The organism is Cupriavidus sp. HY129 (genome assembly GCF_059492215.1).
In genome coordinates, this window is record NZ_CP083255.1 from 939360 (window position 1) to 964184 (window position 24825).

22 protein-coding genes are annotated in these 24825 nt (G+C 62.7%); 10 read left to right on the forward strand and 12 right to left on the reverse strand.

The window, feature by feature from the left end; all coding sequences use genetic code 11:
* Positions 1-271 precede the first annotated feature (271 nt).
* Positions 272-1699, forward strand: a complete 1428-nt coding sequence (locus tag K6G35_RS20570; protein WP_008641495.1) for a sensor histidine kinase — start codon at positions 272-274, stop codon at positions 1697-1699.
* A 26-nt stretch (positions 1700-1725) separates the two neighbouring features.
* Here the strand turns inward: K6G35_RS20570 and K6G35_RS20575 are convergent, their stop codons facing one another.
* From K6G35_RS20575 to K6G35_RS20585, 3 genes are all read right to left on the reverse strand, one after another.
* Positions 1726-2223 carry an acyl-CoA thioesterase gene (locus K6G35_RS20575; RefSeq protein WP_495676943.1) on the reverse strand — a complete coding sequence of 166 codons (498 nt, stop codon included), beginning with the start codon at positions 2221-2223 and terminating at the stop codon, positions 1726-1728.
* Between the two features lie 484 nt (positions 2224-2707).
* The gene (locus K6G35_RS20580) at positions 2708-5845 is read right to left on the reverse strand and encodes an autotransporter family protein (RefSeq protein WP_008641497.1); all 3138 of its coding nucleotides are present in this window, start codon (positions 5843-5845) and stop codon (positions 2708-2710) included.
* A 468-nt stretch (positions 5846-6313) separates the two neighbouring features.
* Complete coding sequence (locus K6G35_RS20585; protein ID WP_008641498.1) at positions 6314-7567, reverse strand: Hsp70 family protein; 1254 nt, start codon at positions 7565-7567, stop codon at positions 6314-6316.
* 387 nt (positions 7568-7954) lie between these two features.
* Between K6G35_RS20585 and K6G35_RS20590 the strand changes: the two genes are divergently transcribed.
* Positions 7955-8350 carry a CzcE family metal-binding protein gene (locus K6G35_RS20590; protein WP_495676944.1) on the forward strand — a complete coding sequence of 132 codons (396 nt, stop codon included), beginning with the start codon at positions 7955-7957 and terminating at the stop codon, positions 8348-8350.
* A gap of 12 nt (positions 8351-8362) precedes the next feature.
* Here K6G35_RS20590 and K6G35_RS20595 read toward each other — a convergent pair whose 3' ends face one another.
* The 5 genes from K6G35_RS20595 to K6G35_RS20615 all read right to left on the reverse strand — a co-directional run bounded on the left by K6G35_RS20595 (position 8363) and on the right by K6G35_RS20615 (position 12519).
* A complete protein-coding gene (locus K6G35_RS20595) occupies positions 8363-8695 on the reverse strand; it encodes a hypothetical protein (protein WP_008641501.1) in 333 nt (110 codons plus the stop codon).
* 102 nt (positions 8696-8797) lie between these two features.
* Positions 8798-9187, reverse strand: coding sequence for a nuclear transport factor 2 family protein (locus K6G35_RS20600; protein WP_008641502.1), 390 nt, complete (start codon positions 9185-9187; stop codon positions 8798-8800).
* Positions 9188-9357: 170 nt separating this feature from the next.
* Positions 9358-10899, reverse strand: coding sequence for a tripartite tricarboxylate transporter permease (locus tag K6G35_RS20605; protein ID WP_008641503.1), 1542 nt, complete (start codon positions 10897-10899; stop codon positions 9358-9360).
* Positions 10900-10904: 5 nt separating this feature from the next.
* The gene (locus tag K6G35_RS20610) at positions 10905-11387 is read right to left on the reverse strand and encodes a tripartite tricarboxylate transporter TctB family protein (protein WP_008641504.1); all 483 of its coding nucleotides are present in this window, start codon (positions 11385-11387) and stop codon (positions 10905-10907) included.
* An 826-nt stretch (positions 11388-12213) separates the two neighbouring features.
* Entirely contained in the window at positions 12214-12519 is a 306-nt protein-coding gene (locus K6G35_RS20615) for a hypothetical protein (RefSeq protein ID WP_051705389.1), read from the reverse strand.
* Between the two features lie 461 nt (positions 12520-12980).
* On the opposite strand from K6G35_RS20615, the gene K6G35_RS20620 reads away from it, so the two are divergent.
* Positions 12981-13349 (forward strand): hypothetical protein, encoded by a 369-nt coding sequence (locus K6G35_RS20620; protein ID WP_035882786.1) that lies wholly within the window; start codon positions 12981-12983, stop codon positions 13347-13349.
* 19 nt (positions 13350-13368) lie between these two features.
* Here K6G35_RS20620 and K6G35_RS20625 read toward each other — a convergent pair whose 3' ends face one another.
* A complete protein-coding gene (locus tag K6G35_RS20625; RefSeq protein ID WP_008641514.1) occupies positions 13369-13791 on the reverse strand; it encodes an Lrp/AsnC family transcriptional regulator in 423 nt (140 codons plus the stop codon).
* 235 nt (positions 13792-14026) lie between these two features.
* Here K6G35_RS20625 and K6G35_RS20630 point away from each other — a divergent pair, with 235 nt between their 5' ends.
* Complete coding sequence (locus K6G35_RS20630; RefSeq protein WP_035882785.1) at positions 14027-14548, forward strand: universal stress protein; 522 nt, start codon at positions 14027-14029, stop codon at positions 14546-14548.
* Positions 14549-14587: 39 nt separating this feature from the next.
* Here the strand turns inward: K6G35_RS20630 and K6G35_RS20635 are convergent, their stop codons facing one another.
* The gene (locus K6G35_RS20635; protein WP_035882783.1) at positions 14588-15283 is read right to left on the reverse strand and encodes a response regulator transcription factor; all 696 of its coding nucleotides are present in this window, start codon (positions 15281-15283) and stop codon (positions 14588-14590) included.
* 192 nt (positions 15284-15475) lie between these two features.
* Complete coding sequence (locus K6G35_RS20640) at positions 15476-16549, reverse strand: NAD(P)-dependent alcohol dehydrogenase (RefSeq protein WP_008641520.1); 1074 nt, start codon at positions 16547-16549, stop codon at positions 15476-15478.
* A gap of 212 nt (positions 16550-16761) precedes the next feature.
* On the opposite strand from K6G35_RS20640, the gene K6G35_RS20645 reads away from it, so the two are divergent.
* From K6G35_RS20645 to fliD, 3 genes are all read left to right on the forward strand, one after another.
* Complete coding sequence (locus K6G35_RS20645; RefSeq protein WP_495676945.1) at positions 16762-18213, forward strand: carotenoid oxygenase family protein; 1452 nt, start codon at positions 16762-16764, stop codon at positions 18211-18213.
* A gap of 16 nt (positions 18214-18229) precedes the next feature.
* Positions 18230-18928 carry a TetR/AcrR family transcriptional regulator gene (locus tag K6G35_RS20650; RefSeq protein WP_008641526.1) on the forward strand — a complete coding sequence of 233 codons (699 nt, stop codon included), beginning with the start codon at positions 18230-18232 and terminating at the stop codon, positions 18926-18928.
* A gap of 209 nt (positions 18929-19137) precedes the next feature.
* Positions 19138-20601: a flagellar filament capping protein FliD gene (gene fliD / locus K6G35_RS20655; protein WP_008641527.1), complete on the forward strand. Its 1464-nt coding sequence runs from the start codon at positions 19138-19140 to the stop codon at positions 20599-20601.
* A gap of 189 nt (positions 20602-20790) precedes the next feature.
* Here fliD and K6G35_RS20660 read toward each other — a convergent pair whose 3' ends face one another.
* Positions 20791-22350 (reverse strand): methyl-accepting chemotaxis protein, encoded by a 1560-nt coding sequence (locus tag K6G35_RS20660; protein ID WP_186426113.1) that lies wholly within the window; start codon positions 22348-22350, stop codon positions 20791-20793.
* 373 nt (positions 22351-22723) lie between these two features.
* On the opposite strand from K6G35_RS20660, the gene K6G35_RS20665 reads away from it, so the two are divergent.
* From K6G35_RS20665 to K6G35_RS20675, 3 genes are read left to right on the forward strand one after another with little or no spacing between them, the layout of a single operon-like run.
* Positions 22724-23386, forward strand: coding sequence for a PepSY-associated TM helix domain-containing protein (locus K6G35_RS20665; protein WP_495676946.1), 663 nt, complete (start codon positions 22724-22726; stop codon positions 23384-23386).
* Positions 23387-23413: 27 nt separating this feature from the next.
* A complete protein-coding gene (locus K6G35_RS20670) occupies positions 23414-23935 on the forward strand; it encodes a DUF2271 domain-containing protein (protein ID WP_008641531.1) in 522 nt (173 codons plus the stop codon).
* A gap of 51 nt (positions 23936-23986) precedes the next feature.
* A complete protein-coding gene (locus K6G35_RS20675; RefSeq protein ID WP_495676947.1) occupies positions 23987-24820 on the forward strand; it encodes a DUF4198 domain-containing protein in 834 nt (277 codons plus the stop codon).
* Positions 24821-24825: the final 5 nt, after the last annotated feature.

Sequence of the window (24825 nt, forward strand, 5' to 3'; positions counted from 1 at the left end):
ACCAGTGCGCGGCGGCTGCGCGTTCAGCCGAACTTGCGCAGCGCGTCCAGCGCGAGTCCCGCGCCGATGCGCCGGCATCGGGCGAGTCGCTTATCCGGCGATCGCGATAACACCGGGCGTAAAGCCGTCGACCCGTACTTCCCCTTCGGTCTACGAGTTAACGATCCATTACAACAGAATGAAAACAAATTCAATTCGGCCTTAGCAATCCCACCGTACCATCTTGCCTCGTCCAATTGAGTGGCGCACCGTTTCCGACGGATGCCCCGACATGTACGCAATCCTGCCTTCTTTCGTTTCGGCGATTTTCCTTGGTTACGGCTTATATGTTCTATCGAGCCAGGGCGTGACGCGCGTGTCGACCTCATTCTTCTTGCTGTGCGCGATGACGTTCGCCTGGCAAGGCTCATGGGCGTTCCTGTTCGGGACCGAGACTCCAGACGGAGCCATGCAGGTGGCGCGGTTCGGCTATCTGTTTATCCTGTTCCTGCCCACGACGTTCTATCACTTTGTCTGCGAGGTGACAGAATCTCGCAAGGAATGGCCCCTTCTGATCGCCGCCTACGGCGTGAGTCTGGTGCTTTCGGTACTGTTGATGAGTAGCGATCTGGTCGTGTCGGGTTACTACACGCTCTACTTCGGCAAGTATCCGAAAGCAGGGTTACTGCATCCCATACACATCATGCAGACCGTGGCGCTGGCCCTGCGCTGCGCATGGCTGCTGCTCAAGGCGCGCGCAAACGCGACCGCCGAGCGCCGACGCCGCTTCGGCCTGTGCCTGCTTGCGTTGGGACTGTTCTCTCTCGCCGCGGTTGACTATGCCGTGAACTTCGGGGCCAGGTTCTATCCGCCGGGCGTGTTCTTCATTGTGCTGAGCCTCGGCGTTATCGCGTTCAGCGTTGTACGTTACGACCTCATGCGGCCGTACTCTCTCGCCGCGACCGTCGCGCATGAAGTGCGCACACCGTTAGCGACTATTCGCATGCAATTGCAGGAAGTCGAGAATGCGTGGCCGCACCTGCACCAGGGCTACATCGCCGCGGTGGAGAACGGCATCCTCGAAGACAGAATGCGCCCTGGGCAAATCGAGCGGACGAAGCAGTTGATCGGCGGGATGTCACGAGAGGTTGACGGCACCAGTGCCGTGATCGACATGACATTGGCATCGCTGACGCTCGAGCGACTCGACCGCAGCACCTTTGCGCCCCACGGGCTCGCCGAGTGCGTGGCTGCGGCTATTGAGCGCTATCCGCTCATGCCAGAGGAGCGTGCGCGTGTGCACATCCGCGGTTTCGCCGACGACTGGAAGTTCGTTGGCTCCGACACGCTTCTGATCTACGTATTGTTTAACTTGCTGAAGAACAGCCTGTATGCGATTCACTCGCATGGCAGCGGCAATATTGAAATCTCTGGCGAGATCGAGGGCAATTACTACCTGATGCGGTTTCACGATACTGGCCCAGGGATTCCAGCGAGTATTCTGCCTCGTCTCTTCGAGCCATTCTTCTCAACCAAGGCACATGGCCGCGGTCACGGGCTGGGATTGTCCTTCTGTCGCCGCGTCATGGAAGCGTTCGGCGGACGCATCGAATGCGCGTCTCAGCTTGGCGCGTACACGACCTTTACCCTGCGTCTGCCGCGCTTCAGGCCGTGCGACTCGGGCCTGGATCAACCACTCCAGACCCGAGTCGCGGGCTGACTTCAGACTGCGACTACGATGCCCACCTAGTTGGCAAATGGCGAAGCGATCAGTTCATATTCCTTGACCCGTTCGATGATCTCGCGCGGAAAGCGGGTGATCCGCTTGTCCTTGCCCGCGAATACGATCTGCTGGTAGCCCAGCGACACAGGACGGCCCTCGACGCTGAAACGAAACAGCAGATAAGCCGAGCACTGGCGAACCTGGAACGTGTTGAGGTGGCAATCGACACGCTGGAACGGAAACGTTTCTTCGACATATTCCTGATGGGCGCGTTTGGTCACGAATGTGCCACCGGCCGCGAGCAGGTTGCCATGGACGCATTCATGGAACCAGCGCTCCCGGCAGATGCCCTGCCATTCGAAATAGCGCGCGAAGTACGTGTTCATGAAGGCATTTGAATCCTTCAGATAGATGTCGATGACATGATGGAACGTCTTTTGCGAACTGCCCTGCATGGCGCCCTGCTCGAACATGGCAGTGCCACGGGTCAGCATTTGGGGAATCACGTCACGCGTAATCATGAATTGCTCCTGAATGGTAGCTGCTAGGCGGCAGCCGGCGCGTGCCCCGCGAACGATATGGGACACGGCACATTCTGGCCCGATGTGCGGTTCACGCTCTACAGGCTTGCGTGCTGCGTTCACGCCGCAACACCTGTCGGCAGACCTTGATCCAACTCCGCCCCGCCTCGGAATAGAGGCGAATGATTTCAGACGTTTCGGAGATCTTTGCGGGGGTTTCGGTGCCAGGAAGCTGTTGGGGAATGCATCCGTGCCGCGTTTGCGCGGGCGCGGTCGGCGAGGTTCGGAACTGCAGTCCCGGGCTACCGTGGATGATTTGCGGCTTGCGCAGAGGACATCCACGCTTTCAGCGAATGACCAAACGGCACCATGGCGTACGAGCGTCCTTTGAGTCGTGCCGTATTGATCGGGTGCTCCGGATGGCCGGATGTCACCGCCGAGAACTATGCCGACGCGTTCCTGTTTGAGCTTCAGGAATCAGCACTCACCAGGCATATTTGATCCCGGCGCGCAGCGTGTACTGGTAGAAGCTCTGCGCGCCCCAGGCGCCCGACACGTTGGACCATGCTGTCCAGCGTTTGCCCAGATCCGCGTTCACACCGAGCTTCACCTCGTAGCGGTTGCTCGGATACATGCTGCCCAGCGGCAGGTCGTTGAACGAGATGCTGCTGGACACACTGGTGTGCCACCAGTTCAGCGTCAGGTATGGCTGAATCTTGCGGTCGTCAGCGCGCAAGAACGTACGATGAAAGCGCGCGCCAAGCCGGGTGATCCAGCCGTGCGAGTTGGCGCCGGTGACGTTGGTACCGTTGGGTTCGGTGATGTCGGATTCGTTGTAGCCGACATAGATCAACTGGCCTTGCGGCTCGATGACCCAGTCATTGCGCAGCGGCACCGCATAGCCGGTCTCGCCAGACGCGGCCCAGCCTTGCGCGTTGTAGCGCACCGATGGCAGGTACTGCCCATCGACGTGGTTGGTGAACCAGCCGTACTGCAGCCAGGTGTCGACGTAGGCCCCGAGTTTCTTCTCGTCGTTCTGATACCACGTGGCGTAGCCACCCACGCTCCAGCCCTCGACGGTGCCCTTGGCGCTGAACGGGTTGTTCTGTGCGTTGGCGTTGGTGTTGGCGTAGCCGTAGCTGCCCATCAGGCCGAGGTGGCCGCGGTCGGCGCCGTTGCCGAAGATCTTCCACTTGGCCAGTTCGGCGCCGCCCTGCATCATGAAGGTGTTGGTGCGGGCGGTGAAAATGCCGTTTGCGCTCTTGCTGCCCAGCCAGTTGCCCACCGCGCGCAGCCATCCCGAACGGGGCTTGTCCTGATCGGGATTGAAACCTTGGCCCTCGACGTACTGAGGCTCGCCCAAGCGGTCATGCAGGCTGTGTACGAACATCTCGCCCACCAGCCGCTGGTTGGCCAGATAGGCTGCGATTTCGGGGCGATAGAGCGGTTCGGGGGGAGAGGGGGGCGTCGGCGGTGCCGGCGGTACCGGGTTTGCCTCGGAGCGCAGGTACCAGGCGTCGGTATTGGTACCGTCGGCGTTGCCACGGAACAGGCGGTACTCGTAGGCACCAGCCACGGCGCGGCCGTCGAGTGAGAATGCGCCAGGCAGTGTGGTCGCGCCATTGACCGTGTCAACGACCAGGATGCCGTCCGCCTGGGTCAACTGCCCTGGTCCGCCGGCGTTGGCAATACGCAGCCGCGTTGTGCCTGTCGCCGAGCCGCCGTCGATCACGAGCCGGTCTGACGGCGATCCATCGGTACCTAGGTACGTATTCAGGCCAATCAAGCCGTTTGCCCCGGTGTAGCTGTTTGCAGTCAACGTCTTGAAGACGCCAGCCGTCGACGCTCCGAACAGGATTTGGCTCGCGTCGTTGGTGAGCGTGGTCACGTTGGAATTTGCGGTCAGATTCCAGACGGTCCCTTGGATCAGTGACACCTTAGACGTGGTGCCGGCCTCGGTCAGTGCTGCACCGTTCAGCACCGCGCCAGACGCGATGATATTGGCGGTGGTGACCGAACTGCTGATGGGTGCCACGGGGCTACTTAGCGTCTGCAGCACGCCGGCCCCAGGGATGGCGGTCGGCGATGTGTTCACGACGAGCGTGGGGTTATCCGGGGCGAGAAGCGAACCTGCGGAAAGGGTCGTCGTACCTAAAACATGCAGCCAGTTCGGAGCGCCGGTAACCGTCGTGCCATTCAGCGCGACCTGCGCGGTTCCGCCACTGACCGCAATGGCATCCGATTGGGCGCTGCTCAAGGTTCCGCCATTCCATGTGGCAGTTGCCGTGAAGCCGGTATCGCTGCTGAGGACAAGGCCCGCAGCGTCCGTACCCATTGCCTGTACAGTGGCGTTGGTAGCGTTTAGCGTACCGTTATTCACGCGGGCGGCAATGGCTGACGGTCCCGTAGTCGTGACTGACGTGCCGTCAATGTCGATGCGCGCCCCCGCGCCGCGCGCATACAAGCCGTATGAGCCATTGCCTTCGGTCTGCACGGAGCCGCCGGTCAGGCTGACACGCACGACGTCTGTGTTTGTCGTGCCCCACGCGGTAACGCCAGGCGCGTTGGTATTCGTCGACGTAACGATGACATTCTTGCCCGTGACGAGCGAGTTGGGGCCATAACTCAGCAGACTATAGCCGCTGGTTCCGGTCGTCTTGAAGCTCGAATCTTGCAAGGTGATGGTAGACCCAGAATTCGCATAGACTGCATACGCAGAGGGTCCTGTTGCCGTTACGGTCAGCCCAGTGCCGGAGATCGTGGAGCCGGTAATCGCAAAGATACCGTAGGCGTTGCTGCCGCTGGTATTGACCGTGACGTTGGCCGCGGAAATGTCCGAGCCAATAGCAAACAAGCCGTAGGCAGTACCGCCAGCGGTGAGAATGCTGCCCCCATTCATCGAGACCGATCCACGGATGCCGTTGAGCACGTTGGAGATGACTCCGTAAGCGCCGTAGGTGCCGGTTGCATCCGAATAGAGTCCGCCACGCGTTTCGATGGTGACGCTATTCAGCGTGATGCGACTGCCATACGCGTATGCGCCCGACGCACCCAAACCTTCGGTAAGAATCGAAGCATTTGTCAGCGAGATGCTGCTGTTATGGCTTGCCACTGCGCCGTAAGAGCCAACTGGTACGCCGCTCACATTGCCATATCCGCCGGTCGTATGGATACTCAGGCCCCCAGTTGAGGTTGCCGAAGTGTTGGTGTTCTGCGTCCACAACGCGGCGGACGCGCCGCCCGTCGTTGACAGTGATATGCCGCCCGTTCCGAGGTTGACGGTTCCGCCAGTCGCATAGATGGCAAACGCGTTGAACGCGGTGGCGGAGAGGACCACCGGGCCAGGAGAAGGCCCTGCGCTGGGATCCACAACGAGGGTCCCGCCAGTAACGCGCGCAGCCGTGCCACCGGGTGTCACCGATGTACCACCCACGATTGTGGTCGTACCGCTACCGACGTTGACCGTGGAGGTCACGGTCCCAGGGCCAATGGTTTGCGCCAGCGTCTGCGGAACGACGCCATAGAGGATGGATATCGCAGTACCCAGTGGCCAGAGCCGACGTGTGCGCGGTTGCCGCTGACGAATAGCGCATCGGGATAAGTGCAGCGTATTGTCCAGCATAGGAATACCTCCCAGCCCAAGGCGTAACCTTGCGGGTTTGTATCGCAACCGCGCATTGTGCTGGTATCCAGAGAATGGATGCCAGAATTCCTACACTAGTGCATCCGCCAGCTCTTGCGCTAGATGATTAAAGAAACATTAAGATCACCACATTAAATTATTCGTGGCATCTCAAGTCTTGAAGGACTTTATCGACCGGCACCGAGGGATACGCGGGGTCGAGCCAATATGCAGGTCTACCGTGCCGACAAGGTGTGGCGTCGACTCCAGTGCGGGGACGTCCCCGTGGATCGTTGTACCGTGGAGCGCCTGATGTGGCGCTACGGCTAGCGCGGAAAAGTGGTTTGCACCACGGTCGGCGATGCCAAGTAATCCAGCCTGCTGGACGTGGACACGCAAGTATCGAAAGCAATCGATCTCGCCCAATCCCGGCAGGCGTGTACTTCATCGTGTGCGGCGAACACGCGCTCAGCCGAACTTGCGCAGCGCGTCCAGCGCGAGTCCCGAACCGATACCGCCGAACAGGTCGCCTTCCACGCGGCGCGCGCCCGGCAGCAATTGCGCGAGCTGCTCGCGCAGCAGCGGCACGCTGCTGGAACCCCCCGTGAACAGGATCGTGTCGACGGCCTCGGCCTTGACGCCAGCCGTCTTGAGCATGCCCTGCACCGTCGTGGCGGTCTTGTCGACCAGTTTGGCGATGGACTCGTCGAAGGTCTCGCGAGTGATGGCGAGCGTGGTGTCCGGCGCGATACGGGCCAAGTCGACCACGGTCTGCGCTTCCGCAGACAGCGCGATCTTGGCGGCTTCCACCTGGATTGCCAGCCAGTGGCCCGCGCGCTCGCGGATCAGCCGGATCAGGCGATCGAGCTTCACGGTGTCGGCGGCATCGCGGTAGTTGTCCATCACGATCGACCAGGCCTTGCGTGTGTAAACCAGGTTGATGGTGTGCCAGCTCGCCAGGTCAAAGTACTGGCCCGAAGGCATGGCCTTGCCGTTGCGAAGCTCACTGCCCAGGCCCAGCATCGGCATCACGCTGGCGAGGCTCAGAGCGCGGTCGAAATCGGTCCCCCCGATATGCACACCACCATTGGCGAGGATGTCGTCGCGGCGGTCAATGTGGCGGGCGCGCTCCGGAGACAGGCGAACGAGCGAGAAGTCGGACGTGCCGCCGCCGATGTCGGCCACCAGCACGAGTTCTTCACCGCCGATGCCGGCCTCGTAGTCGAAGGCTGCGGCAATCGGCTCGTACTGGAACGCGATATCGCGGAAGCCCGCGTCGCGGGCGATCTCGGCCAGCGTGTCCTCGGCAAGCTGGTCGGCGGCGGGATCCTCGTCGATGAAATGCACCGGTCGGCCCAGTACGGCCGAGGTGAACTCGCGGCCGGCGGCGCGTTCGGCGCGGCCCTTGAGTTCGCCGATGAAGTGCGCCAGCAGCTTGCGGAAAGGCATGGCCTGGCCCATCACTTCGGTGCTGTCATCCATCATCGACGTGCCCAGCAGGCTCTTGAGCGAACGCATCATGCGCCCCTCGTAGCCGGCCAGATAGTCGGCCAGTGCCGCGCGGCCATAGCTGACCAGCGGGTCTTCCGCATGGAAGAAGATCACGGAGGGCAGGGTCGCCTTGTCGTCCTCGAGCGACAGGAGCGTCGATGCGCCCGGGCGAACCCAGCCCACGGTCGAGTTGGACGTGCCGAAGTCGACACCACATGCGTTTGCGATCATGAAATTCCGGATGAGGGCAGAGGTGCAAGGAGAGGCGGAGCCAGGGGCGTCCGCCGCGCGGGGCGCTATTGTATTGGTTTTCCTTGCGGTGGGTATGAATGCGGGCGCGATGCGATTGCGCGGCCCATTTCATGTGGCGTATGCCGCAATGAGCGGAAAAAAATGACTTGGTTTTGTGAAATCAAGTCATTTTATGAATTCATGAGATGGGGCTACTCTGTCACCTGGGTTGACACCAGACATCCTGAAGCCCGACGGAGACATCGCCCCTCCGTGCCACGACTGCATCGCCCCTGATTGACAGAGCCCGATCGGCAGCCCGGCAAGAATCCGGCGAAGCCAGCCTTGCCGCGGACTGCCATCCGGGGCAAGGTCAAGATCCCTATCATGACCACGAAGAACAACACCGTCTCCCTGCTTACCGCAGCGCTTCTGCTCGCCCCCGCACTGGCATGGAGCGCCCCCGCCCCGGTTCCTGCCGACAGCACCGCAGCCCCCGCCGTCCTTTCCCCCGTCCTTTCCCATGACAGCGCGCTGTTCGGCTCCCAGGCTGCTCTTGATACGGTGACCCGCACCATCGATGTGGTGCCCGGCATGAAGCGTCTGACCGTTGCATCCGGCGAGTCGGTGGCGATTCGCGCCGGTGGACGTACCGTCGGCTGGACGTTCCTGCAATCCATCAACGGCAGCGCCATGAACCTCGCGGTGCTGATGCCCGGCGTGCCGCAGGCGCGGGATGTCTACGTCTTCATCGAACCCAGCGAGATCTATCGCGCGGGTTGAGCCGCGCCTGGATCAACGTCCCATGCGCCGGTCATAGCTCTGCGAGATGCGGTGCACCAGGTCTGGGTCGCGGGAGTCGTTGGCGTTGAATTGCACTCTCACGCTCCCGTCCGGCTGTTGGCGCACCCAGGCCGAGACCGGAACGCCGCCGCGGTCGCCGGAAATCTCGCCGCTGACCTGGTTCTGCACCGCGATCGCCACACCCTGATCGCGCATGGCATCGGCGGCGGCGAAGAACGAACGGTCGTAGCTGGCGGGCACCGTGCCGGGAGGGTAGCCGTAGTAGGTGCAGCCGGCCAGCGCCAGGCCAAGGCAGAGCGTCCAGATCGAAAGCAGGCGTGTCATGGCGATTCCCTCCCAGTTTCCGTGGCCGGTGTGAACCTATTCTAGGTGGCCCCGGCGGGAAAATGTGCCGATTCCGACTGGCTTGTTACGCCCCCCGGGGCGTTACTGCGCTGGTGCCTTCGGTGCTGCGCTGAACGTCTTGTTCGCGATCTTCCAGACGCCGTCGATCTGCAGCAGGTTCATGTAGTCGGTGAACGTTACCTCGGGGTACTGCAGCACGACCTTGGCGGTGGCGGCATTGCCGACCACGTCGAAGCTGGCGATAAAGCGCCGGCGCTGCGCTTCGTCCGCGGCGGGCTCGCCCTGGAAGCGGGCCGAGAATTCTTCCACGGTCAGCGAATGCAGGGTGCCGTCACGGAACGAGATGATGCGGGCATCGGCATGAAAGGCCTTGCGGACGTACTCGGCGCGGCCGGTGCGGTGCGCTTCCAGATAGTGCTGGATCGGTTCGAGGGCGGCCAGGTATTCGGCCGGGATTGCTTGGTTCGTCATGCTGTGTCCTCCAGTGCGTATTCGGAAACGCCTCGCTGTTGGTCCGCGGGCGGTTTGCATTGTATCCGTAAATTGCATACAAAATGGAGTTGGGCAGCCCAAAAGAGAAAGCGGCCGGATGCCCTGAAGGCATCCGGCCGCATCAGTTACTGCGAAGCCGATGGGCTGGCTTACTCGTTGACCGCCAGTTCCGACTCCAGCACCTGGATGGCCGTCTTCTTCGGCCCGCGATTGCGCCAGGCCGACCACGTCACGCCAGCCAGCAGCAGCGCCGAGATCACCACGAACGTGCAGCTGATCGGGCGCTCCACGAACACGGCCAGGTCGCCACGCGACAGCAGCAGGGCGCGGCGGAAGTTCTCTTCCACCATGGGTCCGAGCACGAAGCCGAGCAGGATCGGTGCGACCGAGAACTCCAGGTACATCAGCAGGGCGCCGATCAGGCCGAAGGCCAGCACTTCCCAGATCTGGAACAGACTGCTCTGCGTGCTGAACACGCCCACCGCGATGAAGAACATCGCCGACGGGAACAGGTAGCGGTAAGGCACCTGCAGCAGCTTGACCCACACGCCGATCATCGGCACGTTCAGGATCATCAGAATCACGTTGCCGATCCAGAAGCTGGCGATCAGGCCCCAGAAGATGTCCGGGTGGTCGCTGATGAGCTGCGGACCCGGGGCGATGCCCTGGATCATCAGCGCGCCAAGAATCAGCGCCATCACGGCGTCGCCCGGAATGCCCAGGCTCATCGTCGGGATGAAGTCCACCTGCGTCTTCGAGTGCGAGGACGCTTCCGGCGCTGCCACGCCAGCGATCATGCCGGTACCGAACTTCTCGGGCGTCTTGGAGATCTTGCGTTCGAGTGCGTAGGCCACGAACGTCGTGATCGTCGGGCCCGTGCCCGGCATCGCGCCGAACAGCGTGCCTACGCCAGTGCCGCGCACCATCGGCCAGAAGGCCTCTTTCAGCTCGGCCAGGCTCGGACGCATGTCGCGAATGCGAAGCTTGGCGTTGGAGGTCACCGCGGTCATGCGGTTCACGTTCAGGATGAAGTCAGCCACCCCGAACAGGCCCATTGCGATGGCCACGAGTTCCAGACCATCGCTCAGTTCCGGAATGCCCAGCGCGAAGCGGAACGTGCCGGTGTTCACGTCGGTGCCGACCACGCCGCAGAGCAGGCCGAACAGCGTCATGGCCACGCCCTTCAGCGGAGAGCCGCGCGACATCGTCGAACCGGCAAGCAGACCCAGCAGCATGATCGAGAAGATCTCGGCGGGACCGAACTTGAAGGCGATGGTCGTCAGCAGCGGCGACGCGAAGATCATCACGAGAATGCCCACCGACGCGGCGAAGAACGAGCAGATCATCGTGATGCCCAGCGCCGTGCCCCCTTTGCCAGCCTTGGTCATCGGGTACCCGTCGATACAGGTCACCGCGTGTGGCGGGTGCGAAGGCAGGTTCAGCAGAATGGCGCCGATCGCCCCACCGTACTGCGAGCCGTAGAAGATACCGGCCAGCATCAGGATGGCAGGCACCGGGTGCATGACGTAGGTGAGCGGCAGCAGGATCGAGATAGCCGAAAGCGCGCCCATGCCTGGCAGCACGCCGATCAGGTTACCGACCAGCACGCCGAAGAACGACCACATCAGGTTGCTGCCCTGGAACGCTACCCCAAAGCCGAACCAGAGATCATGTAATGCATTCGAAACCATGGTACTCACGCCCCCCACGTAAACATCGGAAGCTGCAGCTGCAGCGCCCACGAGAACACCACCGCCGCAATAACGCACATGGCAATGGAGAGCAGGAACGCCTGCTTGATGCTGTTGCTGCGATCACCGAGCGCGGAAATGAAGACGATGGCGAACGTGGCCGGAATCATGCCGCCGTACTTGCCGAACAGCAGGAATGCCAGCGTGCCCAGCACGATGCAAACCGTGCCGCGCAGGTCCGGCGCAGCGTGGCTGTGTCCATGACCGGAGGGTTTGTCTTCCTTGGGCTCGTCGTTGCGGGCGGAGACGGCGATGAGGACGCCGACGAATGCCAGCAGCGCGCCCACTGCGACCGGGAAGAAACCGGGGCCCATGTGGCTGAGCGAGCCGGTGTGATACTGCAGACCGGCCATTACGGCAGCGAGTCCGACCAGTGCCATCAGCGTGCCGCCGTAGTAGTCCTTCTTGAATCCTTTGGCGTGGCTCATCGGGTGGCCCCGCTCTGGTTGCGCCACACGGGCTGTCCTTCGGCTCTGTCCGCTTCCACTGCGCGGACGCCGCTGCATCGACTGGTCATGCTCTCCTCCTACCTTTCAGAATGCCAACGGCCGCGAACCCTGGTGGCAGGAACCGGCGGCTCGTTGGATCTGGGGGAATCTATAAGGAGCGTCTTCCAATCGCCTTTCGTTAGCCTTGCGCGAACCTTTCGGGAAACATCATCTTGTGATGTATAAGAGTCTTTTACGCCGAACTCAGTGAAATCCCTAGGGGGCATTCCGCATTGTCGGAAGAAAGGAAATCAGGCAGTGATGGGTTGGGTTGTATCTGCGACCAGTCAATTTGAATTGACAGAAAAACGGCAAAAAAAATGCCCGCGAAATCGGGGGATCGCGGGCGAGATGCTTGCATCGTGGGGTCAATTCACGATGGCGTCATTTAGCCATGCGCCAGTACCCGTTGTCTCCCCTTCGGCAGGTGGCTTGCGGACACAGGCGGATTCGGTGTAGATCAGTCCGCCGATTGGACTTCCGGGAATTTGCAGGGCTAGGGGTGTATGCATTGGCCGGGTTTCTCTGGAAATAGCCTTCGGCGTTGTAGACACTGACTGACCCGAAACGATCGGCCGGCACGTTCTTCATCGCAAGGCGACAAGGCGTGTTGCCCGAAGCCTTATCGCGGGCAAGACATTCTTAATGCGATGGATTAATTGAGATTTGGAGCCCGTGATGCGGGATCCAGGGGTTGCGTGATACGGAAAGGTCTACCTGCGTCGATGCGCCCCTGGCCGGAACGCATCGATCTTTCACACTGCCTTCAGTGGTGTTTCTTGCTCTTCTGAGGTTGGGTGGACGTCGTTGTCGCCTGTGTTGGCGGGACGAGGAACGATGCCTGCGACAGTGGTGCCGCCGGTCCGGTCACGGCTTGGCCGGGCGGCGATGGCGAGGTGGTGGTCTGGCCGTTCTCGTAGCCGGTGGAGACGGCTTCGAGATAGCCGGGCGGGAACTTCTGCTCCGGTGTGGCCGTGGGTTGGGCGTAAGCGGCAGCGCCTGCAATCAGCGCGATGGCGCCGACAGCCAGCGGTTGCCCCAATGTGATGGGCAGGTAGGCTCTGGGATGCATCAGCAGCTCCTTCTTCACGACGTATTGCAACGACCTGCCGCAGCGATTGCTGCAGCAATGCACGGATGGGACGGCGCCTTCCACGGATACCGGCCTGCGCGACGCGGACGTGACGGCTGCTTCGACTGAACACGCTTCGAGCCATCCACAAAAGGATGGCCGGCAGTCAGCGCCAGCATCGACTGTGTGTCAGGGATGGGGGTGGGCGGAACGTACAGGTTCCGCGCGAGGGAGGGAGCTCGGCCTTCCTCACAATCTGCCACGGAGGCCGCGAAGTCAAACCGATTTACACATCAGGCGAGAGACCGCCCGCGGCGGTGTACGCGAAGGCACGGCCGTGCGTTCGATGTTGCCGCGGCAGTGTCTGACGCGACAGGATAGCAGCGGCGTTCATGGCGATTGCGCGGGCTAGACTACAGGGCATCGAGCAACTAGGCCAACGCTGATCCTGGAGGCCATCAATGCATAAATCTGCAGACGACGCTGAAGATGCCGTTAGCCGCCCCAAACCGCAGATGGTGCCGGCCGGCTATCGCCAGGGCATTATCACGGCCATTACCGTGCTGCTGGGTTTTTCGCTGGCCTTCTGGCGTTTCTGGGGCTTCGAGAGCCCCGGGAAGTGGAGCGTCCGAGCGTTGTTCGCCGCGTTTTGCCTCGTCTCCGCCGTGGCACTGCAGATTCTGTCGCTGTTCCGCGCGTTGCGCATTGAGGACGACGAGGTGTCCGAGTATCGCAGGACCGTACGCTGGTTTATCGCGTCTGCCATTGCACTGCTGCTTGGACTGACCGCCGCCATGTTCGACGCCGCGCTTGCCGAGGCAGTGGATTGAGGCCGGGTCTGGCAGGCACCTATAGCTTCAGTGTTGAAAGCAGGATGCTGGTCTCAGTATTGGCAATGCCAGGGATCAGGCGGATGGCACTGAGAATGCGGTCGAATGCCTCCAGCGTATCCGCGCGCAGTTCGGCCATCAGGTCCCAGCGGCCATTGGTGGTGTGCAGCGCCACGACGTTCGGGTGACCGCGTAATTCACGCCGCACGTCCTCGCTGTGGTTGCCCTCGATCTCGATGCTCATGATGGCGCGGATACGGAACGCCTCGGCCTCGGGGCGCAACCGGATCGTGTAGCCGACGATCGTCCCCTCGCTCTCCAGTTTTGCCAGACGGTTCTGCACCGTGGCTCGCGCCACGCGCAGCTTCCTGGCAAGCGTCACCACGGGCATACGAGCGTCATCCCGCAGCAAGGCAATGAGTTGTCGGTCGGTATCGTCCATGGGTCTGGCTTATTGCCTCATTGATTGGGCAAAGTGTAATGCGAGAACCAATTTCTGCCCATCGTCCGCATGCAATTTGGCTCGGCCACGGCGGGTGAGCGTACCGGGAGGGACGAGGTCGGCCAGCGCGGGAAAATTTTTACGGGCTTTTTACTGCGGGCCGCAATCCTTTGATCCGATATCTATAAGCACATGCTTACCCTTGAGTCTGGGATATGGATGGGCCGAGGAGATCATGATCAAGATACTAGTGCCGGTGAATGGCTCCGAATGCGCGCTCGACGCGGTGCGCCATGCGGCGTTCCTGTATCGAGAGAGCGGCGTGGCCGAGGTGGTGTTGCTGAACGTGCAGCCGCCGCTGGAGCATTCGCGGGCCAGCGCCTTTCACTCGCTTGCGGATTTGCGCGAGCAGGAATCCCAGGACGGCGAGTGCGCGCTGGAGCAGGCGTGCAATATCCTCGACGATTCCGGCGTGCGCTATACCGCGATGATTGGCGTCGGCAGCCCGGCGCAAGCGGTGGCTAGCGCGGCGACGGCTTTGCATTGCGATGGCATCGTGATTGGTGTGAACCTGTGGTCGAGAATCAAGGCGTGTTTCGGCGTCGGACTTGCCTCCGGCATCATGCGCAAGACTTCCGTACCCGTGACGGTGGTGAAGTCGGCTGGAGCAAGCGGCGCGCTCACCAGCCAACCCTTACCGCCCGTTCTGCCGGCTTCGCATCGTCACGCCCGGCCGATGCTGGTCGTGTATCCGTGACGCATCGACTGCATATCATCGTTTGAGCGGAAGCGGACGTCATGGATCGGACGAGACGGTCGCCAGTGCGGCGCCCTTCTCGCGCGCCATGAAGACCGCCTCCGACTTGTTCTTCGCTGCGAGCCGCCGATAGAGTTGCAACGTATGGCTTTTCACGGTCGGGACCGAAATACGTAATTTCCTGCTGATGGACTTGACCGAGAGCCCCCGCGACAACAGCACGAGCACCTCGTACTGGCGCAGGGTCAACCTGAGCAACTGCGCTTCGCACATGTATGCCGGCACCCGCGCGCTGCCGTGGACGCCTACCGGCGTTGGCACGGCAATCGGGGCAACCGGCCCAACTGGCGGCGTGGGTGCCACCGCGTGAACTCCGGCGTGCGCGCAGGCAATCAGGGCGCGTAGCGCACATTCGATCTCAACGGCGCTCGCGTGTTCGGGCAGCCACGACAATAGCGGCGCGAACGGGTTGGGCGGCATCCATTGGACTTCGCCGCCATGCGCCAGGAATAGCACGCAGCGCAAGGCCGATGCGGTTTCCAGCAACTGGTGCATGTCGATATTGGCGCCGCGCGGCAAGGCGCCAAGCACCAGCAACTCGGTACCCTGCAGAGAACACGGGGTCTCTGGCCGTGGCGTGATGACGCTGCTGTCGTCCACGTCTGCAATGCGATTGAGAATCCGCTGGATGCCAAGCCCGACCAGCGGGCGAAATTCGACCACCGTTGCCCTCATGATTGCTCCCCTTTGTTTCTGTAGTTATTTGACTGCGAGCAATCAGACCGCAAGAAGCATTCCATATGCGCGGGCACGCAAAAGCCGCGCCGGCACGCCAAAAGAAACCCCGGGCGTGTTACGTGTCACGTAACACGCCCGGGGCAGGCTTGTGGAACTGGCGGGTTTGGCAGGCAGGGCGCCTGCCGGGCGTCAAGGCGTGATGGCTACCTTGAGCACGCCGTCGCGCTGGTGTCCGAAGAGGTCGTAGGCGGCCTCGATATCGGCGAGCTTGAAGCGGTGCGTGACCAGCGGGCCGAGGTCGATCCGCTGCGTTTCGATCACGTTCATGAGCCGGCGCATCCTTTCCTTGCCCCCCGGGCACAGCGACGTAATGATGCGGTGATCGCCCAGACCGGCCGCGAAGGCGTCCAGGGGAATCTTCAGGTCGCTGGAATAGACGCCAAGACTCGACAGCGTGCCGCCGGGCTTGAGCACGCGCAGGGCCGATTCGAAGGTGGACTGCGTGCCGAGTGCTTCGATCGACGCGTCGACGCCACGGCCGCCCGTAATGCGCAGGATCTCCTGCACTACGTCGGTATTGCGGAAGTTCAGCGTGACATCGGCACCCATCTGACGAGCGATGTTCAGGCGGTCATCGATCCCATCCACGGCGATGATCAGCGACGCGCCACGCAGGCGGGCGCCAGCCGTCGCGCACAGTCCGATCGGACCCTGCGCGAACACGGCAACGATATCGCCGATCTTGATATTGGCGTGCTCCGCGCCGGAGAAGCCCGTGGACATGATGTCGGGACACATCAATACCTGCTCGTCGGTCAGCCCGTCGGGGATGGGCGCGAGGTTTGCCTGCGCGTCCGGCACGAGCACGTATTCGGCCTGGGTGCCGTCGATCGTATTGCCGAAGCGCCAGCCGCCCATGGGCTTGTAGCCGTGCGAGTGGGCTTGTCCGTCCTGCGACGCGCAACCGTCCTGGCACGCGTAGGAGTAGAAACTGGGGCAGATCGCGCCCGCGATGACGCGCTGACCCTCGCGATAACCGGTCACGCCACTGCCGAGTTTCTCGATGATGCCCACCGGCTCGTGACCGATCGTCAGACCCCGCTCTACCGGATACTCGCCTTTGAGAATGTGGATATCGGTGCCACAGATCGTGGTGGTGGTGATGCGGATCAGTGCGTCGGTGGGGCCGACGGCCGGGATCGGTTTTTCCTGTAGCACGATCTTGCCGGGCCCCTGAAAAACCGCAGCTTGCATGCCTGCCATGTCGAGACTCCTTCTGGTTGGCCTGAAAGGCCGCCCGCAGCCTCGCGGGCGGTGATCCAGTCAGTCTAGGCCAGGCAGGTGCGGCAGAGAATTGACACTCGTCAAAGTCGGGGAATGTGCGGTCAGCGGCCTTCGCCGAATCCTTCCTTGACGTCTGGGCACTCGCCACCGATACTTCTCAAACTATTCACTGTTTAGTTATGGGGGCGCGCATGGAAGATAGCTTGTCCAAAGTGGAAGGTGCAGCGGGTGACATGGGTGAGGTGGATAACTTCGCGCCCGTCACGCAGGAAGTCGATGCAAGCGATCTTCCCGTGCGTGGCGTGTTGCCAGCGGGGTTGCAGGGCACGTTGTATCGCATCGGCCCGAACCCACGCTTTCCGCAGCCCGAGGCCCACTGGTTCGGTGGCGACGGCATGGTGCATGTGTTTGCCATCGACGATGGGCGCGTGTCCTACCGCAACCGCTGGGTGCGGACGCCCAAGTGGCGTGACGAGGATCGTGCCGGGCGTCCGCTATTCCGCGCCTTCGCCGGCAAGTTGCCGGATGCGCCGGAGTGGTCGGGCAGCGATGGCGGCGTGGCCAATACCAACATTGTCTGGCACGGCGGCGCGCTGCTGGCGCTTGAGGAAGCGCACCTGCCAACCGCTGTGACGCCTCAAGCGATCGACACGCTTGGCTATATGGAATATGGCCCGCTGAAGGGGCCGTTCACCGCGCATCCGAAGACCGACCCCCGCACTGGCGAACTACTGTTCTTCGGCTACAACGCCGACGGCAAGCTCACGCCGGGCGTGCAGGTTGGCGCAATCGATGCACAGGGCCGCCTGACGCATTACGCGCGTCTGCAGGCGCCGTACCCGAGCATGATCCACGACTTCATGGCCACGCCGGGTCATCTGCTGATCCCCGTGCTGCCGCTGACCGGCAGCCTTGCACGCGTGGAGCGCGGCGGCCCTGGCTATGCATGGGAGCCAGAGAAGCCCGCCATGATCGGCATCCTGCCGCGTGGTGGCGGCGCCGACGACGTGCGGTGGTTCGAGGGCCCTGCCTGCTACGTGTTCCATGTGATGAACGCGTGGGAGGAAGGCGAGGGGGGACAACGCATTCTGGCGGACGTCATGGTCTACGACGAACCTCCCCTGTTCCCCCACGCCGACGGATCGCCAGGAGATCCCGCCCGGCAGCAGGCGTACCTGACGCGCTGGACGTTCGATCTTGCGTCGGACATACGCCGGTTCACCGCCGAACGGCTCGACGATACGGCGGGCGAGTTTCCACGCATCGACGACCGCGTTTCGGGTTTCCGCTATCGGCACGGATGGTTCGCCGCTTCGCACCCCGAGTACGGCGAAGGCGCGCTCAACGGCATCATGCACCTGGACATGCAGGACGGCACGCGCGACGCCTACTGGCTGCCGCCGGGCGATATCACGTCCGAACCGGTGTTCGCGCCGCGTGGTGGCGCTCATGATGGCGCTCATGATGGCGCTCCCGGCGGCGAAGGCGATGGCTGGCTGTTGGCGGTGGTGTGGCGGGCTGCGGCACAATGCAGCGAATTGCTGGTGTTCGATGCGCGGCATGTCGCGCGCGGTCCGCTGGCAACCGTCGAGCTGCCGCAGCGCGTGCCGTTCGGCTTCCATGGCAACTGGGTAGCGGGATAGCGGGATAGCGAGAGGGATGAACGAAGGCGGCACGAAACAGAACGGCGGGCGCAAGGGTGGCACGCGCAAGGTGGCGGGTGGCACGACCAAGCCCGCCGGACAATGGCATCACGGCGACCTGCGTGCCTCGCTGATCGCGTGGGGACTCCACCTGCTCGATACGCAAGGCATCGCGGCGATGAGCATGCGCGAAGCCGCCAAGCTGGCCGGCGTGTCGCCGGGCGCGCCGGCACACCATTTCCAGGACCGCAACGGCCTGCTCGCGGCCATCGCCGCGCAGGCGTTCCGGGAACTGGGCGCCTTCCAGGGCAACCGCGCGCGCCTGATTCCGCGCGATACCCCGGCCAACAAGCTGCGTGCGCTGCTGGTCGGTTACGCCGAATTCGCGCACATGTACCCGGCGCGCTTTCACCTGATGTTCGGCCCGGCGATAGAACGCCGTGACGAATATCCCGAGCTTCAGGAAGCCTCGTCCGGTTCGTTCGATCGGGTGCGAGAAACCGTCGTTGCATGTCTGGGCGGACGTGAACCCGGCGCGCTGACACATGAACAACTGGCGTTCTGTGTCTGGACGGCCGCGCATGGTCTGGCCACCCTGACGGCCACGCACGACCGCTTCCGGGCCATTTCGGCGGCCCCCGGGGCCGTCGAGCAGATGGCGGATACCGTCGCCACCTTCTGTCTGGCTGCGCTTCAGCACACAGGCGACGTCTGAAGACGTCCCCCTCCGTATTAGCCATAGCGTGTGAGCGAGCACTCACGTTCGACCCGTTGCCGCCCTTTGTGTATCTGTTTTGTATCGCCTTTGTACGAAAAACGCTAAAGAGCCACTTTCGAGCGCCGTAAACCTTGGATGTAAAGACATTCATTTGCCTGTCTGGGTGAATCACATCGAAGTTACGCACGGCGAAGGACCTGAAGAAAATGGCTGCACTCGATTTCCTCGGCATTGGCTCCAACATGCAACTGGGTACGCTCCTGGATCAGCTTGCGACGGCGGAACGCCTGCCGCTGAAGGCGCTGGAGACCCAGAATACGGCCTACCAGGCCAAGCTATCCGGATATGGCACGATCAAGAGCATGTTGTCGGCCTTCCAGGCTTCCGCCAACTCGCTTGCCAAGCTCGATACGTTCGGCGCCGTCAAGGCGCAGGTCAGTAACAGCGATGTGATGACCGTCGCCACTGGCACCAATGCGGTTTCCGGCAACTACAACGTAAACGTCAAGAGCCTGGCACAGGCCCAATCCCTGGCGGGCGCTGGCCAGCTCAAGCAGGATTCGGTCATCGGCACTGGCACGCTGACCTTCGAGTTCGGCGTGACGGGCGGATACGACGCCGACCCGGCATCGCCGACATACGGCACATACGTGAACCCGACGTTCACGCCGACCGCGGGCTCCGCTAAGACCGTGACGATCGACAGCAGCAACCAGACGCTGCAAGGTATTCGTGATGCGATCAACAAGGCCAATATGGGTGTCAAGGCCAGCATCATCAACGACGGCAGCGGCACACCTTATCGTCTGGTGCTCAATTCGGAGAAGACCGGCGAGGCGATGAGCATGCGCATCACCGGTTCGTCACCGGAACTGCAGGCGCTTGCTGGATACGATCCGGTGGCCGGCCCGCAAGCCGGCGGCATGAAGGAAGTGGTGCGTGCCACGAATGCACAACTGACCATCAACGATATCGCCATCACCAGCGCCAGCAATGTGGTGACCGATGCCGCGCAGGGCGTCACGATGACGCTCAAGAAGACGGGCACCACGTCGATGACGTTGACGCAGGACCTCGACAGTATCAAGGCTGCGGTGCAGGGGCTGGCCGCTGCCTACAACAACCTCCAGACGGCCGCCAAGCAGCTGACTGCCTTCGACGTGAAGAGCGGTACCAAGGCGGCTCTGACCGGTGACGGCGTGCTGCGCGGTATCCAGTCGACGCTGCGCTCGGTACTCAACACCCCCGAAGCCGGGATGCGCGATGGCGCCGCGACAACGCTGGCCCAGCTTGGCGTGACGTTGCAGAAGGACGGCACGATGTCGGTGGACACCAAGAAGCTGGATGCCGCGTTGGCCGGAAACCTGGCTGACGTGACCGCGCTGTTCGGCGGCGACGGCACGAAGGGTGGGATCGCGCGCCGCTTGTCCGAAGCGGTGGATACCATGACCGGTACCAACGGCCCGCTGACCTCCGCGACCAAGGGTATCGAGCAGAGCGTGAAGGATCTCGGCAAGCGCTATGACTCGATGTCGGAGCACATCGATGCCAATATCAAGCGCGTCCAGAAGCAGTTCCAGGCGCTGGATCTTGCAGTCTCGCAGATGAACCGCACCAAGGACTACCTGACCCAGCAGTTCTCGGCGATGAACAACACGAACAGCAAGTAAGCTGTCAGCGAGTCGTCAATCGATGCAAGAACGCCGCCCTCGTGGGCGGCGTTTTTTTGTTGCGAGGAGACGGACGGGCGATGAGTCGTCAGCATGTTCCATCGGTGTTCCGCTCTCCCGCTAGGCTGGAGAGAGGAGCGAACCGCCCGCATCTGAAGCGCGTGCGGCGTGCTCCCCCAAAGGCCATTCCTATAGCGCACCCGCCAGCCTGAACTGGCCGACCGCACGGTGCAGTGCATCGGCCTGATCCTCGAGCGAGGCCGCGGCGGCGGTTGCTTCTTCCACCAGCGCCGCATTTTGCTGCGCCATCTGGTCCATCTGTGAGACTGCCTGGTTGACCTGCTCGATCCCGCCAGTCTGTTCTTCAGTGGCTGCGCGCATTTCGCCCATCAGGTCGGTCACGCGCTTCACGGCCTCGACGATTTCTCCCATCGCCTTGCCTGCGTCTTCGACCAGCACTGAGCCATCCTCGACACGCTGCGCCGAGTTGTCGATCAATCCCTTGATCTCCTTGGCCGCCGTGGCGCTACGCTGGGCCAGGCTGCGCACCTCGCCGGCCACCACCGCAAAGCCGCGTCCCTGCTCGCCGGCGCGCGCGGCCTCCACCGCCGCGTTCAGCGCCAGGATATTGGTCTGGAATGCAATGCCCTCGATGACGCCGATGATGTCCACCACTTTGCTGGACGCCGCCTTGATCTCGCCCATCGTGTCCACCACCTGGTGCACGATCGCTCCGCCGCGTACAGCGATCTCCGATGCGCCTTCGGCCAGCCGCGCCGCCTGACGGGCGTTGTCAGCGCTCTGGCGAACCGTGCCGGTCAGCTCTTCCATGCTGGCCGCGGTCTGTTCGAGCGATGCTGCCTGTTCCTCGCTGCGGCGTGACAGGTCGACATTGCCGGCCGCAATCTGCTTGGCGGCGCCTGCGATCGCGTCCGCCGAACCGCGAATCTGGCCGATGGCTCCAGTCAGCCGCCCCTGCATCTGCTGCATGTTGTACAGCACGCTTTCCCGATCGTTCGACGCCACGTTCACGTGCGAAGCAAGATCGCCTTCGGCGATGCGCGCGGCGATCTCCGAGGTCAGCGATGGTTCGCCGCCAAGCTGCTTCTGCAGACTGGCGGAGACGCGCACCATCACCACGGTCATCAGCGCGCCCACGCCCAGCAGCCAGCCGAGCGCTTTCCAGAGCGACGCGCGGAACTCGGCCTGGATGTCATCCATGTAGAAACCGGCGATGAAGTTCCAGTCCCACGGCTTGAAGTTCAGCACATAGCTCAGCTTGGGCTGCGGCGCCTCGGCGCCTGGCTTGGGCCAGGCGTACTCAAGGAAGCCTTTGCCGGCGGTCTTGCCGATCCGTGCGATATCGCGGAACAGATAGACGCCGTTAGGGTCCTTCATCTCCGACATGTTTTTGCCATCGAGTTCGGGCTTGATCGCGTGCATCAGAACGACAGCGTCGGACCTCATCACGGTGAAGTAGCCATCGCCGCCAAAACGCATCACGCGCACGCGGTCGAGTGCCTGCTTCTGGGCTTCCTCGGTGCTCAGCTTGCCTGCGCGCGCCATGGCTTCGTACTCGGCCACGACCGAGTTGGCCGTGTCGGTGACCTGTTGCAGCGTCAACTCTCGATCCTGCTGACGCAGTTCTCGCATTTGCCATGCGTTCCACAGCGTGATGGCCAGCAGGCAGACCCAGCTCAGCACCAGCGGCAGCATGAGCTTCTTTCTCAGGCTCAGGTTATGCAACATCCTTATCCTCCGTTCACATCGGTTGTTGATTGGGGCGCTTTCGGGTCTTTGTATGGTTTGTCTTCGCGCGTCCTCTCTGACCGGCCATAACGGCGGCGTCATCGTCAAACTTGATCGGGAAATACCACTGATAGGTAATAGTGATGCGCGCGCCGCTTTGATTTCTGCCATGCAGCACGTTGCAAGAGGTTTGAGGGTGCCGCGTAACGAACCGTAATCAACGAGCCCGATCCGAAGCCTTCAAGTGGTTGTTCTTTTAAATGAGAACCATTACCATCTCCTTCGTTTTTCCCGCGGGAGTGTGGCGTCTTCGCCATGCCGCCGATGCGGCAGCCTCTCCGCCAGCCATGCACGCTTGCCCAGAACTTCCCCGATGACCGAATCCACGCCAGCTTCCAGCCAGCAGCGCCGCGCCTTCTGGCTCAAGCATCTTCACCAGTGGCACTGGATCAGTTCCGCGATCTGCCTGATCGGGATGCTGATGTTCGCCGTCACGGGATTCACGCTCAATCACGCGGGGCAGATCGAGGCCTCGCCTTCGGTCGTCACGCGCCACGAGACCGCGCCGCGCGAACTGCTGGACGCGCTGAAGCGCGCCGCGCTCGCGAACGCATCGACGGGAAACCAGAAGGACCAGAAGGGACCGGTGCCGCGCGTGCTGGCTGACTGGCTGTCGAAGACGATGGATATCGAGGCGGCAGGACGCGAGGCCGAATGGTCCGCCGACGAGATCTACGTTGGCCTGCCACGCCCCGGCGGCGATGCCTGGCTCAGCGTTGCACTCGAAGATGGCGAGGTCCAGTACGAAGTGACATCGCGGGGCTGGATTTCCTACTTCAACGACCTGCACAAGGGCCGCAACACGGGCCATGCATGGAGCTGGTTCATCGACATATTCGCCCTGGCCTGCCTGATCTTCAGCGTCACCGGGCTGTTCCTGCTCAAGCTTCATGCCGGGGGCCGCATGGCCACGTGGCCGCTGGTGGGCGCGGGGCTCGTTGTGCCGCTGCTGCTGGCCATCCTGTTCATTCACTGATTTGCAACCGAGAAAGGTAGTTTCGACATGCGCCGACTCCTGACCGTCACCGTAACCGGCCTTGCCGCAGCGCCGCTGGCACCCGCCATGGCCGCCGACATGAACGTCAAGGTGGAAATTCCCCGCCTGAACGTGGCCGAGTACCACCGTCCCTACGTATCCATGTGGATCGAGCGTGCCGACCAGAGTCCGGTGACGACGCTGGCGGTCTGGTACGACGCGAAGAACAAGGAAAGCCAGGGCACGAAGTGGCTCAAGGACATGCGGCAGTGGTGGCGCAAGGCCGGCCGCGACATGCAGCTTCCGGCCGATGGCGTATCGGGTGCCACGCGCGCTCCCGGCGAGCACGCGCTGACGTTCAGCGATGGCAAGGCGCCGCTGGGCAAGCTGCCAGCCGGCGATTACCAGCTCGTGGTGGAAGCCGCGCGCGAAGTGGGCGGACGCGAACTCGTGCGTGTGCCGTTCGCATGGCCGCCCAAGGCCGCGCAAAGCGCGGGCGCAAAGGGCGAGCATGAGCTCGGCAGCGTGACTCTCGACCTGAAGCCGTGAGCCGCGCCAATCACCGCAAACGCATTGAACTGATCTGACCGGAGCCTGACGATGAACAAGCCTGCCCGCTTCTCCACCCGACTTTCCACCCGCGTTGCAGTCCTCGCGCTGGCTGCGCTGGCGCCGCTGGCCGCCCACGCCCATCGCCAGTGGCTGCTGCCGTCCACCACCGTGCTGTCCGGCGGTAGCCAGTGGGTGACCGTGGACGCCGCGGTGTCCAACGACCTGTTCTACTTCGAACACATGCCGATGCGTCTGGACAACCTTGTGGTCACCGGCCCCGATGGCGCGGCGGTGAAGCCCGAGAACGCGTCGACTGGCAAGTACCGCAGCACGTTCGACGTGCCGCTGGCGCAGCCGGGCACGTACCGCATTGCCGTGGTCAACCAGGGCCTGTTCGCGAGCTGGAAGGAGAACGGACAGACCAAGCGCTGGCGCGGTGCTGCCGATGCCCTGGCCGCGAACGTCCCCGCCAATGCGCAGGAACTGCAAGTGACCGAGATGGCCAGCCGCGTGGAATCGTATGTCACCAGCGGCAAGCCGTCGAAGCAGGCATTGACGACCACCGGACGCGGCCTGGAGCTGGCGCCGATCACCCATCCGAACGACCTTGCCGCGGGCGAGACGGCCAGCTTCCGTCTGCTGCTCGACGGCAAGCCGGCTGCCAACCAGACGGTTTCCGTGGTGCCAGGCGGCGTTCGTTATCGCGATCGTCTCAACGAGTTCGACACGACCACCGACGCCGACGGCAAGTTCTCGGTGAAGTGGCCGGCTGCCGGCATGTACTGGATGGAAGCCGAACTGCGCGACCAGAAGGCATCGGCCAAGCCCGCCACGGTTCGTCGCGTTACCTACGCGGTGACGGTGGAAGTGCTGCCGCAGTAAGACGG

Coding starts and splice junctions, on each gene's coding strand:
- K6G35_RS20570 (WP_008641495.1), top strand. CDS start 272: ATGTACGCAATCCTGCCTTCTTTCGTTTCGGCGATTTTCCTTGGTTAC.
- K6G35_RS20640 (WP_008641520.1), bottom strand. CDS start 16,549: ATGGCAGGCATGCAAGCTGCGGTTTTTCAGGGGCCCGGCAAGATCGTG.
- fliD (WP_008641527.1), top strand. CDS start 19,138: ATGGCTGCACTCGATTTCCTCGGCATTGGCTCCAACATGCAACTGGGT.
- K6G35_RS20645 (WP_495676945.1), top strand. CDS start 16,762: ATGGAAGATAGCTTGTCCAAAGTGGAAGGTGCAGCGGGTGACATGGGT.
- K6G35_RS20580 (WP_008641497.1), bottom strand. CDS start 5,845: ATGCTGGACAATACGCTGCACTTATCCCGATGCGCTATTCGTCAGCGG.
- K6G35_RS20615 (WP_051705389.1), bottom strand. CDS start 12,519: ATGCATCCCAGAGCCTACCTGCCCATCACATTGGGGCAACCGCTGGCT.
- K6G35_RS20595 (WP_008641501.1), bottom strand. CDS start 8,695: ATGACACGCCTGCTTTCGATCTGGACGCTCTGCCTTGGCCTGGCGCTG.
- K6G35_RS20600 (WP_008641502.1), bottom strand. CDS start 9,187: ATGACGAACCAAGCAATCCCGGCCGAATACCTGGCCGCCCTCGAACCG.
- K6G35_RS20660 (WP_186426113.1), bottom strand. CDS start 22,350: ATGTTGCATAACCTGAGCCTGAGAAAGAAGCTCATGCTGCCGCTGGTG.
- K6G35_RS20585 (WP_008641498.1), bottom strand. CDS start 7,567: ATGATCGCAAACGCATGTGGTGTCGACTTCGGCACGTCCAACTCGACC.
- K6G35_RS20625 (WP_008641514.1), bottom strand. CDS start 13,791: ATGGACGATACCGACCGACAACTCATTGCCTTGCTGCGGGATGACGCT.
- K6G35_RS20610 (WP_008641504.1), bottom strand. CDS start 11,387: ATGAGCCACGCCAAAGGATTCAAGAAGGACTACTACGGCGGCACGCTG.
- K6G35_RS20665 (WP_495676946.1), top strand. CDS start 22,724: ATGACCGAATCCACGCCAGCTTCCAGCCAGCAGCGCCGCGCCTTCTGG.
- K6G35_RS20575 (WP_495676943.1), bottom strand. CDS start 2,223: ATGATTACGCGTGACGTGATTCCCCAAATGCTGACCCGTGGCACTGCC.
- K6G35_RS20605 (WP_008641503.1), bottom strand. CDS start 10,899: ATGGTTTCGAATGCATTACATGATCTCTGGTTCGGCTTTGGGGTAGCG.
- K6G35_RS20635 (WP_035882783.1), bottom strand. CDS start 15,283: ATGAGGGCAACGGTGGTCGAATTTCGCCCGCTGGTCGGGCTTGGCATC.
- K6G35_RS20670 (WP_008641531.1), top strand. CDS start 23,414: ATGCGCCGACTCCTGACCGTCACCGTAACCGGCCTTGCCGCAGCGCCG.
- K6G35_RS20650 (WP_008641526.1), top strand. CDS start 18,230: ATGAACGAAGGCGGCACGAAACAGAACGGCGGGCGCAAGGGTGGCACG.
- K6G35_RS20620 (WP_035882786.1), top strand. CDS start 12,981: ATGCATAAATCTGCAGACGACGCTGAAGATGCCGTTAGCCGCCCCAAA.
- K6G35_RS20590 (WP_495676944.1), top strand. CDS start 7,955: ATGACCACGAAGAACAACACCGTCTCCCTGCTTACCGCAGCGCTTCTG.
- K6G35_RS20630 (WP_035882785.1), top strand. CDS start 14,027: ATGATCAAGATACTAGTGCCGGTGAATGGCTCCGAATGCGCGCTCGAC.
- K6G35_RS20675 (WP_495676947.1), top strand. CDS start 23,987: ATGAACAAGCCTGCCCGCTTCTCCACCCGACTTTCCACCCGCGTTGCA.